10 protein-coding genes are annotated in these 12,845 nt (G+C 62.7%); 4 read left to right on the top strand and 6 right to left on the bottom strand.

Annotated elements, in window-relative coordinates; genetic code table 11:
* Positions 1-124: 124 nt before the first annotated feature.
* The gene (locus tag NCG91_RS01570) at positions 125-475 is read right to left on the bottom strand and encodes a VOC family protein (protein WP_099667498.1); all 351 of its coding nucleotides are present in this window, start codon (positions 473-475) and stop codon (positions 125-127) included.
* Positions 476-572: 97 nt separating this feature from the next.
* The gene (locus NCG91_RS01565) at positions 573-1,160 is read right to left on the bottom strand and encodes a TetR/AcrR family transcriptional regulator (RefSeq protein ID WP_251348288.1); all 588 of its coding nucleotides are present in this window, start codon (positions 1,158-1,160) and stop codon (positions 573-575) included.
* Positions 1,161-1,316: 156 nt separating this feature from the next.
* On the opposite strand from NCG91_RS01565, the gene NCG91_RS01560 reads away from it, so the two are divergent.
* The gene (locus NCG91_RS01560) at positions 1,317-2,525 is read left to right on the top strand and encodes an MFS transporter (RefSeq protein WP_251348287.1); all 1,209 of its coding nucleotides are present in this window, start codon (positions 1,317-1,319) and stop codon (positions 2,523-2,525) included.
* A 12-nt stretch (positions 2,526-2,537) separates the two neighbouring features.
* Here the strand turns inward: NCG91_RS01560 and NCG91_RS01555 are convergent, their stop codons facing one another.
* From NCG91_RS01555 to NCG91_RS01540, 4 genes are all read right to left on the bottom strand, one after another.
* Positions 2,538-4,127: an aspartate:alanine exchanger family transporter gene (locus NCG91_RS01555; protein ID WP_251348286.1), complete on the bottom strand. Its 1,590-nt coding sequence runs from the start codon at positions 4,125-4,127 to the stop codon at positions 2,538-2,540.
* A 232-nt stretch (positions 4,128-4,359) separates the two neighbouring features.
* Entirely contained in the window at positions 4,360-4,866 is a 507-nt protein-coding gene (locus NCG91_RS01550) for a hypothetical protein (protein ID WP_251348285.1), read from the bottom strand.
* Positions 4,867-5,099: 233 nt separating this feature from the next.
* Positions 5,100-7,385, bottom strand: a complete 2,286-nt coding sequence (metE, locus tag NCG91_RS01545; protein ID WP_251348284.1) for a 5-methyltetrahydropteroyltriglutamate--homocysteine S-methyltransferase — start codon at positions 7,383-7,385, stop codon at positions 5,100-5,102.
* A gap of 280 nt (positions 7,386-7,665) precedes the next feature.
* Positions 7,666-8,700 (bottom strand): LacI family DNA-binding transcriptional regulator, encoded by a 1,035-nt coding sequence (locus tag NCG91_RS01540; RefSeq protein WP_251348283.1) that lies wholly within the window; start codon positions 8,698-8,700, stop codon positions 7,666-7,668.
* A gap of 418 nt (positions 8,701-9,118) precedes the next feature.
* On the opposite strand from NCG91_RS01540, the gene araD reads away from it, so the two are divergent.
* The 3 genes from araD (at position 9,119) to NCG91_RS01525 (ending at position 12,814) form a co-directional block, all read left to right on the top strand.
* The gene (araD, locus tag NCG91_RS01535; protein WP_251349205.1) at positions 9,119-10,786 is read left to right on the top strand and encodes an L-arabinonate dehydratase; all 1,668 of its coding nucleotides are present in this window, start codon (positions 9,119-9,121) and stop codon (positions 10,784-10,786) included.
* A 36-nt stretch (positions 10,787-10,822) separates the two neighbouring features.
* Positions 10,823-11,635, top strand: coding sequence for an HpcH/HpaI aldolase family protein (locus NCG91_RS01530; RefSeq protein WP_251348282.1), 813 nt, complete (start codon positions 10,823-10,825; stop codon positions 11,633-11,635).
* Between the two features lie 75 nt (positions 11,636-11,710).
* Positions 11,711-12,814: an ABC transporter ATP-binding protein gene (locus NCG91_RS01525; RefSeq protein WP_251348281.1), complete on the top strand. Its 1,104-nt coding sequence runs from the start codon at positions 11,711-11,713 to the stop codon at positions 12,812-12,814.
* Positions 12,815-12,845 lie beyond the last annotated feature (31 nt).

Below are 12,845 nucleotides of genomic sequence, written 5' to 3'. Positions count from 1 at the left end.
ACAAAAAAGCACGACCGTTCTCAAGGATTGTACAACAGATTGGGAGCGGCGCCAGGGGTTTTACAAAGGCTGGCGCGCAAGGGAAGCGGGCGGAATTGATTGCCTGCTGCCGCAGGCACTTCGCCTATATGTGCGACAGGATATTAATGAGCTTGCCGAAAGGGTCGCGCACGAAAAACCGCCTGACACCCCAAGGTTCATCGACAGGACCATATTCAATGGGAAACCCCGCCACACGCATGCGTGCCAATGCGGCATCCACGTCATCGACTTCTATGGAAAGGTCGGGCACAGCGGTGTTCGAGCCGCCTTGCGTCGCGAAGCTCACTTGCACGCTCATCTCGCTTTGCGAACCATACGTCATGATCCAGCCATGGTCCATCAACAGGCTCAGACCCAGCACGTCCTCGTAAAACGTCCGCGCCAGGCCCGGATCCGACGCCGGGAAATTTGCAACGATACGCTTGACTTGCATATTTTTCCTCCATGTCCATATAAGTCGAACCCTGCTCAATATCGTCATCCACGTCTCCAGACGTGTCCGCTTCTGGCGAGATTGCCACTGTACACAATTACCTTTGAAGCAACATCCCCCGCAGCAGCAATTCCAAAGCCGCGATTGCTTTTATCAGGCGCGCATTGCCTTCGTCACCGTCTGAGATCCAGAACGCCGCTTCTGCCAGGCTGCCGTAGATCAACGAAGCCAATGCCTCTGGGCAAGCGTCGACCACGATGCCTTGCTGAATCAGCTGCTGGATCAGCCCTTGCATCGATTCGAGGCAATGGCGCTGCGAATCCGGTGAGGCGCCGCCTAAAACCGCCCTGGCATCGCGCAAGACGATGCGCTGAATTTCCGGCTCCAGGGCCATCTCCAGATAGGCACGGCAGCGCTGGCGAAAGCCTTCCCACGAGTCTGCGGCGCTGTCGGATATGGCTTGCAGGCGGCCATCCATTTCCGCATCGATCTGCTCCACCACGGCCAGCAGCAAGCCCTTCTTGTCACCGAAGTGGTGATACAGGGCGCCACGCGTCAGCCCTGCCTGCGCGGTCAGGTCGTCCATCGATGTGTCGGCATAGCCGCGCTCGCTAAACACTTTGCGGGCCGTGGCCAGCAACGATGCACGGGTTTCTTCCATTTCCACACGGGTGCGACGAACCATTGCTCTCTCCTTGCATACGCAGCGTATGATTATTTACATTCATTACGTATGTATATATACTATTCATACGCGCTGTATGTATTATCACTTTGATGCCCCTCCGTTGCAAGCAGGGCGTGCGCCGCTTATCAAATGATCACATGAAGGAAATGAACCATGAGTACGTCTCCCCACGCTGCCACAGAAACCGCTGTCCGCCACCCATGGCTGGCGGTCGGCGCTGTCGGCATGGCCACCTTTTCGGTCGTGACGACGGAAATGCTCCCGGTCGGCCTGTTGACGCCGATTGCAGACACGCTGGACACCTCCACGGGAACCGCCGGCCTGATGATCTCGCTGCCAGCATTGCTGGCGGCCTTGTTCGCGCCGCTGGTCGTGGTCGCATCGGGCAGCCTGGACAGGCGCAAGATTCTCTGTGGTTTGCTGACACTATTGGTGATCGCGAACATTGCCTCGGCCCTGGCGCAAAACATGGCGTGGATGCTGGCTGCCCGTGTGCTCGTCGGTTTTTGCATGGGCGGCATCTGGGCCATCGCCGGCGGCCTCGCTTCCCGCCTGGTTCCTGCCCGCTCGACCGGCCTGGCAACGTCGATCATCTTCGGTGGCGTGGCGGCCGCTTCCGTGCTGGGCGTGCCGCTAGGCGCACAAATCGGCGACGTTGCGGGATGGAGATGGGCCTTCGGCGTCATGGCGCTGTTCAGCAGCCTGGTACTGGCGCTGCATCTGGCGGTCATTCCCGCACTGCCCGCTGCCGGTGCGGCGACCTGGCGCCAATTCGGCAAACAGCTGCGCAGCAGGCAGTTGCAGGCGGGGCTGCTTCTGACTCTGTTGCTGGTGAGTAGCCATTTCATGGCCTTTACCTTCGTGCGCCCGCTACTGCTGTCGATTTCGGGGTTTGGTGCGCAATGGCTGGGCGCGCTGCTGTTTGCCTATGGCTGCGCGGGCATCATTGGAAACTTCCTGGCCGGTGTCGTGGCAGCGCGGCGCACGGCGACAACCATCATCGCCATCTCAGGCGGACTGCTGCTCACGCCGCTGCTGTTCCTGGCGATCGGCGATTCCGGCATCGGCGGCGGCATGGTATTGCTGGCCTGGGGACTCGCCTACGGCGGCGTATCGGTCGGCCTGATGACCTTGATGCTGAAGGCGGCGCCCCGGGCCGTGGAGATCGTCGCCGCGCTGTATGTAGGTGTCTTCAATATCGGCATTGCGCTCGGTGCGTGGACCGGTGGCCAGGCAGTGGACAGGCTGGGCCTCTCAGCCAACCTGTGGCTTGCCGCAGGATGCGCCGCAGCTGCCTTGCTGCTGGCTTTTGGCATCCGTTTTATTGAAGCCAACAAGCAACTTCGCCCTGCAAGCGATTGACGCTGGCCGCCATCACCCGTACAGATGCAGCAGCACTTGCAGGGCCACGATCTTGACGATGGTCATGCTGGGGAAGATCATCGCATAGCCCAGGTTCGGGCGGTCGGACTTGGCCAGGCGGTTGGCGAACACCAGCACGGCCGGGTTGCCCGTGGCGCCTGCCGCGATACCCAGCAATTCAGGAAACGGCAGGCGCAGAAAGACCTTGCCCAGGATCACCACCAATGCCACCACCACCAGCACCGTCACGGCCCCCAGCGCCAGCATGGGCAAGCCATCGGCGCCCACCTGCTGCACGAAGGGCAAGCCGGACGCCATGCCGACGGAGGCGAGGAAAATCGTCAAGCCATAGTTGCGCATGACCAGGTTGGCCGACAGCGGCAAGCGCCAGCTGATCTTGCCGACCCTGCCCAGGCGGCCCAGGATCAGCGCCATCACCAGCGGACCGCCCGCCAGGCCCAGGCTGAACGAACCTATCCACGGCAAGGGGATAGGCACCAGGCCCAGCAGCACACCCAGCACCATGCCCATGCCCAGCGAGACATAGCTGAACTCGGCCGTGGCCGTGATGGAATTGCCGAACAGCTTGCGCACGTCGGCTGCATGTTTCGCCGGTGCAATGGCCATCACCCTGTCGCCGAATTCCAGGGTCAGGAACGGATGGGGCAGGATCATCGCATCGCCGCGGCGTATGAAGGCGATCTGCAGGGGAAAATCCTTGCCCAAGTTCAATTCTCCCAGGGGCACGCCGACGATTTCCGCATCCGACACGAACACTTCCGTGCCATCGAACGCGCTGCGGTCCTTCATCAGGCGGCCCGGGTCCAGGTGGCCCAGCGCCGTGCGCGCCGCTTCCACGCCCGCCACCGTGCCCGACACCATCAGCGCGTCCCCGACGCCAAGCACGAGGCCCGGATCGGGCAAGCGGTTCTGGTGGCCCTGGCGCACGCCGATCACTTGCACGCCCGCCAGGGGGCCATCGGCCAGTTCGGACAGGGCCGCACCCGCTAATTTGGCTTCATCGATGGTAATTTCGGACACGACGATGGGCGCCGGCGGCGGCGTCAGCACGGGTTTTAATATGCGCCCCGCCAAGTACAGGCCCAGCATGGGGCCGACGACGCCGAACGGGTACGCGACGGCATAGCCGACGGCCGCGTCGCCATTGCCGTGCGACGCTTCCAGCGCCGCCTGCAGGGCAGCCGTGCTGGTCATGGCGCCGGCAAACACGCCGCTGGCCATGCGCAGCGAGATATCGATCCACTGCCCGCCCCAGACGGACACGGCCAGGCCGCCCATGACGGCGGCAAAGGCGATCAGGTTATGTTTCTGCCCCGCGCCGCGCAAGCCGGCGAAAAACTGCACGCCATACTGCACGCCTATGCCATACAGGAACAGCAGCAGGCCGATGGAGCCGACCATCGGCGGCGGCACGGAGCCGGGAGCAAACGCGCCCAGCGCCAGCCCCGCGAACAGCACGCCGCCCACGCCCAGAGAAAAGCCGAACACGCTGATGCGCCCCAGCGCATAACCGGCGCCAATGACGAGAAACAGGGCGAGAATGGGCGTGGACTCCAGCGTGTGGCGAAATAATTGAAGCATCAGGCAACCTTGGTCTGGGGAAGGCCCAGTTTAGCATGCACAAAAGCAACACGATGGCGATGATGGCAAGCAAGCGTGCGCAGCTTTGTGCATGTAAAACGGGCAAAAAAAAGCCCGCTGCGGGAGCGGGCTGAATCTAATTCCTGTGAGGAAGTAGAGGAGACAGGTGCAATGATGCCGCATCGCAACATATAAATCCAATTGCATGTTGTGATGATGGAAATATGTTTCATTAATATCTGACCTGGGACGTTCCGAAAATGAGGAGTTTTCGATGCGATCGTTGTTCGCGCGTCACCAGCACGCGGGCTTGCTCCACGCTTACGCAAGTCTGCGGCGCAAACCCTGCCGGCACGGTCTGCGCATCGCGCGCGATGACTTGCGGATCATTGAGCACGTCATAGTCTGCACGCTTGAAAAACAGTTGCTCGATACCGCCGTCTCCCGCCGGCAACGGCTTGACGACGATGAGCGACCAATGGCCTTCATCCCCGAGAAATTGCTTTTGCTTCAGGAAGGCGTTGACGCGACCTGCATGGGGCGCCGATTCGCTCAGCTCGCTCTGATAAAGACCCAGCGGGCACAGCGCCGTGCCGGCCGGCCACCCCATGTCGGGCAACGCTGCGACCGCGACCGGGCGCAACTGGGCCAGATGGCGGTCGAACGGGTGCTTTTCCGCCGAGCAGGCGCCAAGCGCCATCAGCGCGAGCATGCCCGCGGCGCGTAACAGAGGCATCATCCGTTGGTTTCCTTCTGGAGGGTAGGATTACGTGAAGGTATGGTAAGCGATCAGCCGATGAAAACGGGCAAAAAAAAAGCCCGCTACGGAAGCGGGCTGAATCTATTTCCTTGGAGGAGATAGAGGAGACAGGTGAATGATGCCGCATCGCAGCATCATTATCCAATTGCATGTTGTGATGATAGAAATACGATCCCGCTATATCTCGACAGGCCTCCCCTGCCCCGCCATCCTCAAACCTTGTCGCCGCGCAAGGTTTTCGCTGCCGCCACCATATTGGCCAGCGCGGGAATGACTTCTTTCCAGCCGCGCGTCTTGAGGCCGCAATCGGGGTTGACCCACAAGCGGTGCGCGGGGATGCGTTCGGCCGCCTTGCGCATCAGCGTCACCATCTGTTCCTGGCTCGGAATGTTGGGCGAGTGGATATCGTAGACGCCGGGGCCGATTTCGTTCGGGTAATTAAAATCATCGAAGGCGTCCAGCAATTCCATGTCGGAGCGCGACGTTTCGATCGTGATGACGTCCGCATCCATGTCGGCGATCTGCGCGATGATGTCGTTGAATTCCGAATAGCACATGTGCGTGTGGATCTGCGTTTCATCGGCCACGCCATTGGCCGTGATGCGGAACGATTCGACGGCCCAGCGCAGGTACTCGGCCCATTGCGATTTGCGCAGCGGCAAGCCTTCGCGCAGCGCCGCTTCATCGATCTGGATCACGCGGATGCCGGCCTGTTCCAGGTCCTGCACTTCGGCGCGCATGGCCAGCGCCAGCTGGTGGCACGACACGGAACGGGGCTGGTCGTCGCGCACGAAGGACCAGTTCAGGATGGTGACGGGGCCCGTCAGCATGCCTTTCATCGGCTTGTCCGTCAGCGACTGGGCATAGGTGCTCCACTCCACCGTCATGGCGCGCGGGCGGCTGATGTCGCCGAACAAAATGGGCGGTTTCACGCAGCGCGAACCGTAGGATTGCACCCAGCCGAACTGGCTGAAGGTGTAGCCATCCAGCTGTTCGCCGAAGTATTCCACCATGTCGTTGCGTTCCGCCTCGCCATGCACGAAGACGTCCAGCCCCAGGCTTTCCTGTTCCTGCACGCAATGGGCGATTTCCGCCTGCATCAGCTGTTTATAGCCGGCTTCGTCCAGCTGGCCGCTGCGGAACTGGCTGCGGGCCTGGCGGATTGGCGCCGTCTGCGGAAACGAACCGATAGTCGTCGTCGGGTACAGCGGCAGTTGCAGCAATGCAGCTTGCTTGGCGGCGCGCGCGGCATAGCCGCTGGCGCGCTGGCCCAGGCTGGCGTCGATGCGGGCCACGGCCGCCTTGACTTGAGGATTATGCACGCGCGGCGACTGGCGGCGCGCTTGCACGGCGGCGAAATTCGCGTCCAGCGCCGCTTGCACGGAGGCGCGGCCCTGGTTCAGGGCGCCGGCGATGGTGTGTACTTCATCGAGCTTTTGACGGGCAAAGGCCAGCCAGGATTTGATCTCCGTGTCGAGCTTTTGTTCGCTGTCCAGGTCGACGGGCACGTGCAGCAGGGAGCACGACGGCGCGATCCACAGGCGCGACTGCAGCCTGGCGTGCACGGGTTCCAGCCACGCCAGCACCTCGTTCAAGTCCGTCTTCCAGATATTGCGGGCGTTCACCACGCCCAGCGACAAGACATTGGAACTTGGCAATTGGGCGATCACTTGCTCGACTTCCTCGCGGGCGTTGACGGCGTCCAGGTGCAAGCCCTGCACGGGCAGCGTGCACGCCAGCGCCAGATTGTCTTGCAGCTTGCCGAAATACGTGGCCAGCAGCAGTTTGACGCCGTTGACCTTGCTCAAGGCAGCGTAGGCCGTGACGAGCGCGTGCTGCCAGGCGCCGTCGAGTTCAGTGACGAGGATCGGCTCGTCGATCTGCACCCACTCCACGCCCTGCGCGGCCAGTTCCTGCAGCAGTTGCACGTAGACGGGCAGCAAACCTTGCAGCAGCGCCAGCTTGTCGGAATCGTCCTTGGCCTTGCCCAGCCACAAATAAGTGACGGGGCCGATCAGCACAGGCTTGGCCTTCACGTTCAGCTGGCGCGCCTGCGCCAGTTGCTGCAACAGGCGGCTGCTGTCGAGCTTGAATTGCGTGCCGGCCGAAAATTCCGGCACGATGTAATGGTAATTGGTGTCGAACCATTTCGTCATTTCGCCGGCGTGGACGCAGCTGCAATCGCTGTCGCTGGCCGAGCGGCCGCGGGCCACGCGGAAATAGTTATCGAGCGCCGCGCCAGTCAGGTGGCGCACGCGCTGCGGCAGGTTGCCGAGCGTAAAGCTCAAGTCCAGCACCTGGTCGTAGAAGGAAAAGTCGCCGACGGGCGCCAGGTCCAGCGCGTCCTGGTCTTGCCAGTGGCGCTGGCGCAATTCGGCGCCTTGCCCTTCCAGCGCGGCCAAGGTGCTGCCGCCCTTCCAGTAATCTTCCAGGGCGAATTTCAGTTCGCGTTTGGCGCCGATGCGCGGGTAGCCCAGATTATGTGTCGTGACGGTCATGGCGGTAGTGCCTCCTAGTGAAGTATGAATACATCATAGAGGCTTTCATCCATGAAAAATAATGGTAAAACTTCATACATCCATTATTAATACTCATGTGAATACGTGCTCGAATACAGGCGGGGCAAAAAAAAAGCCCGCTGCGCGAGCGGGCTGAATCTAATTCCTGTGAGGAAGTAGAGGAGACAGATGAATGATGCCGCATCGCAGCATATCAAGCCAATTGCATGTTGTGATGATGGAAATATGATTCATCAATATCTGTCGCAGCCAGGGCATCTCAGGCGCTGGCCCGCGCGATCAGCTGGTAGGCCAGCGGCGCCAAGGCTGGCGGCGCGGCGCCCTCGTCCACTTCGCCCAGGCGCTGCAGGATGGCTTGCGCGGCCAGCCGGCCGATGTCATAGCGGGGCACGCGGATCGTCGTCAGCGCCGGCATGAGTTTTTCCGAGAACGGGAAGTCGCCAAAGCCCGCCACCGCGCATTGCTCGGGAATGCGGATGCCCAGGCGCGCCGCTTCATAGATGGCGCCGGCCGCCATGTTGTCGTTGGCAAAAAACAGGGCGTCGGGCCGCTCGGCGCGCGCCATTTGCTCGCTGAATACCTGCCCGCCCGCATCGAGCGGCGCCGTCACCGACGCTTGCACGATTTCCGGACGCAAACCCAGCTGCTGCATGGTTTCCTCATAGCCTTGGGCCCGCTTGCGCGCGCGGAAATCGCTGCCGATGCCGCTGTCGACGTAGACGATGCGCCGGTAGCCTTGCGCGTGCAAATACAAGGTCATGTCGCGCCCCGTGGCGATATGCGAAAAACCGATTTGCGGATACGGCCGCTCGGAGCGGATATCCCACGTTTCGATGACGGGAATCTGCAAGCCGGCCAGCAAGGTTTCCGTGGCGGCGCTGTGGTCGGCGCCCGTCAGCACCAGCGCGCGCGGCGACCAGCCGAGAAAGGCGCGCACCACCTTCTCTTCCGTCTCTATCGAGTAATCGTGGGTGGCCAGCAGCAACTGGTAATTGTGCTGCGACAAGGTGGTCGACAAGCCCTGGATGGTTTCCGCAAAGATGGAGTTCGACACGCTGGGCACGATGGCGCCCACGATGCGCCCCTGAGTCGACGCGAGGCCGCCGGCCGCCTCGTTGCGGATATAGCCGAGCTGGTCGATGGCGCTCTTGATGCGCTCGCGCGTTTCCTGCGACACGCGGTCCGGCTCCTTGAAATAGCGCGACACGGAAATGGCCGAGGTCTGTGCCAATTTGGCCACATCGAACACGGTGCTGCGGCCAAGGCCACGCCGCTTGCGTACTGGGTCGTTCATGGGTACTGCCTTCTCAAAAATCGGTGATCACCATGCATCATGCCATGGCCGGCGGCACAGGGGATGCCAGAGTGGCGCCGCTGCGCCGCGGCGTACCGGCCGGGCCGCAGAAATTCCACTGTGGAAATTGGTGCCAATGAAATCATGCCGATAGTGTAATGGCTGCGCGCGGCAAGATGCCAGCCGGCGCGCATTCTCCCTGCATTAAATCTGTTGACAGCCCCCTGCGATTCAAATTATATTTCGCTGTACTTGCAATGTTAGCGCTAACAACGGCGACAGACAAGACCCGAGACAGCAGCACTGGAACGCCATACGCAGCGCGCCAGGCAACCAAAAAGGACACACATTGAGCTCCGCTACCTCCCGCCGCACGCTGGAATCCCTGCGCAGCCAGCGCTGGCTGGCCCCAGACGACATGCGCTCGTTCGCCCACCGCCAGCGCCTGCAGCAGATGGGCCTGCGCCGCGAGGAATTCCTCGACCGCCCAGTCATCGCCATCATCAATACCTGGAGCGACCTGTCGCCGTGCCACTCGCACCTGCGCGAGCGGGCCGAAGCCGTCAAACGGGGCATCCTGCTGGCCGGCGGCTTCCCCGTCGAACTGCCGGCCCTGTCGCTGGGCGAAGTGATGGTCAAGCCCACCACCATGATCTACCGCAACTTCCTCGCCATGGAAACGGAAGAACTGCTGCGCTCGCTACCCATCGACGGCGCCGTGCTGCTCGGCGGCTGCGACAAGACGACGCCCGGCATGTTGATGGGCGCCATCAGCATGGACATCCCCGCCATCTTCTGTCCTGCCGGCCCCATGCTCAACGACCGCTACCGTGGCCAGAGCGTGGGCGCGGGCACGCATACCAAGAAATTCTGGGACGATTACGTGGCCGGCGACATCGCCAAGCCCGAGTGGATCAAGCTGGAAGCGAAAATGACGCGCTCGCCCGGCACCTGCAACACCATGGGCACGGCGTCCACCATGACGTCCATCGTCGAAGCGATGGGCTTTACCTTGCCGGGCGCCACCAGCATTCCCGCCATGGACGCCAACCACGTGCGCATGGCTTCGCAATGCGGCGAGCGCATCGTCGGCATGGTGTGGGAAGACTTGAAGCCGTCGCGCTTCTTCACCCGCGCCGCGCTGTCGAATGGCGTGGCCGCCTACATGGCGCTCGGCGGCTCGACCAACGCGGCCATCCACCTGGTCGCCATCGCCGGACGCGCCGGCCTGGCCCTGTCGCTCGATGAAATGGATGCGATGGCGCAAAAAGTGCCCGTCATCGCCAACCTGTTCCCATCCGGCGACAAGCTGATGGAAGATTTCTTCTATGCGGGCGGCATGCCGGCCCTGCTCAAGGAAATCATGTCGCAGCTGGACTTGACGGCCTTGACGGTGACGGGCCGTACCCTGGGCGAGAACATCGCCGACGCCGTCTGCCTCGACGACAGCGTCATCCGCAAGGTGTCGCAGCCGGTGGCCGACGGCGCGGCGCTGGCAGTGCTGCGCGGCAACCTGTGTCCCGGCGGCGCCGTCATCAAGCCGTCGGCCGCCAACCCGAAGTTCGCCAAACACCGGGGACGCGCCCTCGTGTTCGACTCGAACGCGGAAATGCTGGCGCAGATCCACGCGCCCGACCTGGATATCGATGAAAACACGGTCTTGATCCTGCGCAATGGCGGCCCCATCGGCGCGCCAGGCATGCCGGAATGGGGCAATCTGCCGGTGCCGAAAAAGCTGCTGCAGCAGGGCATCCGCGACATGGTGCGCATCTCCGACGCGCGCATGAGCGGCACCCATTACGGCACCTGCGTGCTGCACGTCACACCGGAAGCGGCCGTCGGCGGCCCCCTGGCCCTCGTGCGCAACGGCGACATGATCGAACTGGACATCGCCGCGCGCAGCCTGAACATGGATGTGACGGACGAGGAACTGGCGCGCCGCCGCGCCGAGTGGCAGGCGCCGGCGCAGAAATATGCGCGCGGCTACACCAAGCTGTACATGGAGCACGTGACGCAGGCGGATCAGGGCTGCGACCTGGACTTCTTGCTGGGCAACGCCGCCACGCCGGAGCCGCCGATTTTCTGACGCCGCCGCCTTCCCTACCTATTAGAGAGCACAACTATGGATATCCTGGACAACCCTTTCCGCGCCTTGCTGGCGGACAACGCAGTACCGCTGGGCAGCTGGCTGATGGCCGGCACGCCCGTCACGGCCGAAGCCATGGGCTGCGCCGGCTTCGACTGGCTGGTGCTGGACATGGAACACGTGCCCATCGATTACCAGGATGCCTACCAGATCCTGCAAGCCTTGGGCGGCACGCCGGCCTGCCCCGTCGTGCGCCTGGCATGGAACGACCTGGTGCAGATCAAGCGCGCGCTCGACATCGGCGCGCAAACCCTGATGTTCCCCTTCGTGGAAAACGCCGGCGAGGCGCGCAGCGCCGTGGCCGCCACCCGCTATCCGCAACCGGGCCAGGCCATTCCCGGCACGCGCGGTTTTGCCGCCATGCACCGCGCCAGCCGCTATGGCACCGTGCCCGACTACGCGACGCGCGCCAACGGCGCCGTCTTCTCGATTATCCAGCTGGAAACCCCGGCCGCCCTGGCGCAGCTGGAAGAGATCGCCGCCGTCGATGGCGTCGACGCCCTGTTCGTGGGACCTGGCGACCTGTCGGCCGCCATGGGCCATATCGGCAACATCGGCCACCCGGACGTGCAGGCGGCCATTGCCGACGCGGCTCGCCGCGCCCGCGCCATCGGCAAACCCATCGGCATTGTCGGCCCCTCGCCGGAAATGGTGCACACTTTCATCCATTACGGCTATGACTACGTGGCCATCGCTTCGGACATGGGCATGATGATGCGCCAGGCCAATGCCTTTATCACGGCCCTGAAACCGTCGCTGGCGAAAGCCCTCGACACGGGCGCCTACTAATTGTTCTGTTGCAACACATTGTTGCAACGCACGTAACGCGCTCAGACGCGTCATTCGCATCTTTTGGAGACAAGCATGTCAGGTGTAAAACTGGAAAAGGTTGTCAAGAAGTACGACAACGGCGTCGAAGTCATTCATGGCATCGACCTGGAAATCAAGCAAGGCGAATTCGTCGTCTTCGTGGGCCCTTCGGGTTGCGGAAAATCAACACTGATGCGCATGGTCGCGGGCCTGGAATCGATCACGGGCGGCACCATCTCCATCGAGGGACAGGTCGTCAACGACTTGCCGCCGCGCGAGCGCGATATCGCCATGGTGTTCCAGGACTATGCGCTGTATCCGCACAAGTCCGTGTTCGACAACCTGGGCTTTGGCTTAAAACTGCGCAAGTTCCCGAAGGCGGAAATCGAACAGCGCGTGCGCGCCGCCGCCGCCATCCTGAAAATCGACCACTTGCTCGACCGCAAGCCGCGCGCCCTGTCCGGCGGCCAGCGCCAGCGCGTGGCCATGGGCCGCGCCATCGTGCGCCAGGCCAAGCTGTTCCTGTTCGATGAGCCGCTGTCGAACCTGGACGCCCTGCTGCGCTCGGAAATGCGCACGGAAATCAAGAAATTGCACCAGCGCATAGGCGCCACCACCATTTACGTCACGCATGACCAGGTCGAGGCGATGACCCTGGCCGAGCGCATCGTCGTGCTGTCAGGCGGCAACATCATGCAGGTCGGCACGCCGGACCAGATCTACAACGAACCCGTGTCGAAATTCGTCGCCGGTTTCACGGGCTCGCCGCCGATGAACTTCCTCGGCGCCAAGGTGGCGCGCAACGGCGCCGGCCTGGCCGAGATCGTGCTGGGCGCGGCGCGCCTTGCCCTGCCGCCGGAGCGCCAGGCCGCATGCGGCAAGCTCGACGGCCGCGCCGTGGAATTCGGCATCCGCCCGGAAGACATCACGCTGGAAGCGGCCAGTCCCGCCAGCGCCGCCCTGGCCGCGACAGTCGTGGTGGTCGAACCGCTGGGCGCGGAAACCCTGGTCATCTTCCAGTGCGAAGGGGGCGAATTGACGGCGCGCCTGCCGCCCACCTTCGCCCTGGCGCCGGGACAGCAAGTAACGGTACAGCTGGACATGGAAAAATTCCATCTGTTCGATCCGCAAGGGGGCGCGGTACTGCCCTCCCGATAAGCCGCGAACGACCGGCATACCCATTCCAAAA

The sequence above is a fragment of the Janthinobacterium kumbetense genome (assembly GCF_023703445.1).
Taxonomy (GTDB): domain Bacteria; phylum Pseudomonadota; class Gammaproteobacteria; order Burkholderiales; family Burkholderiaceae_D; genus Janthinobacterium; species Janthinobacterium kumbetense.
The sequence above is the reverse complement of the archived record's forward strand: the minus strand, read 5'-3'. Positions and strand labels throughout refer to the sequence as shown.

Bases quoted from the DNA above. Each gene is read 5' to 3' on its own strand.
- NCG91_RS01570 (WP_099667498.1), bottom strand. From the start codon at position 475: ATGCAAGTCAAGCGTATCGTTGCAAATTTCCCGGCGTCGGATCCGGGC.
- NCG91_RS01565 (WP_251348288.1), bottom strand. From the start codon at position 1,160: ATGGTTCGTCGCACCCGTGTGGAAATGGAAGAAACCCGTGCATCGTTG.
- NCG91_RS01560 (WP_251348287.1), top strand. From the start codon at position 1,317: ATGAGTACGTCTCCCCACGCTGCCACAGAAACCGCTGTCCGCCACCCA.
- NCG91_RS01555 (WP_251348286.1), bottom strand. From the start codon at position 4,127: ATGCTTCAATTATTTCGCCACACGCTGGAGTCCACGCCCATTCTCGCC.
- NCG91_RS01550 (WP_251348285.1), bottom strand. From the start codon at position 4,866: ATGATGCCTCTGTTACGCGCCGCGGGCATGCTCGCGCTGATGGCGCTT.
- metE (WP_251348284.1), bottom strand. From the start codon at position 7,385: ATGACCGTCACGACACATAATCTGGGCTACCCGCGCATCGGCGCCAAA.
- NCG91_RS01540 (WP_251348283.1), bottom strand. From the start codon at position 8,700: ATGAACGACCCAGTACGCAAGCGGCGTGGCCTTGGCCGCAGCACCGTG.
- araD (WP_251349205.1), top strand. From the start codon at position 9,119: ATGCGCTCGTTCGCCCACCGCCAGCGCCTGCAGCAGATGGGCCTGCGC.
- NCG91_RS01530 (WP_251348282.1), top strand. From the start codon at position 10,823: ATGGATATCCTGGACAACCCTTTCCGCGCCTTGCTGGCGGACAACGCA.
- NCG91_RS01525 (WP_251348281.1), top strand. From the start codon at position 11,711: ATGTCAGGTGTAAAACTGGAAAAGGTTGTCAAGAAGTACGACAACGGC.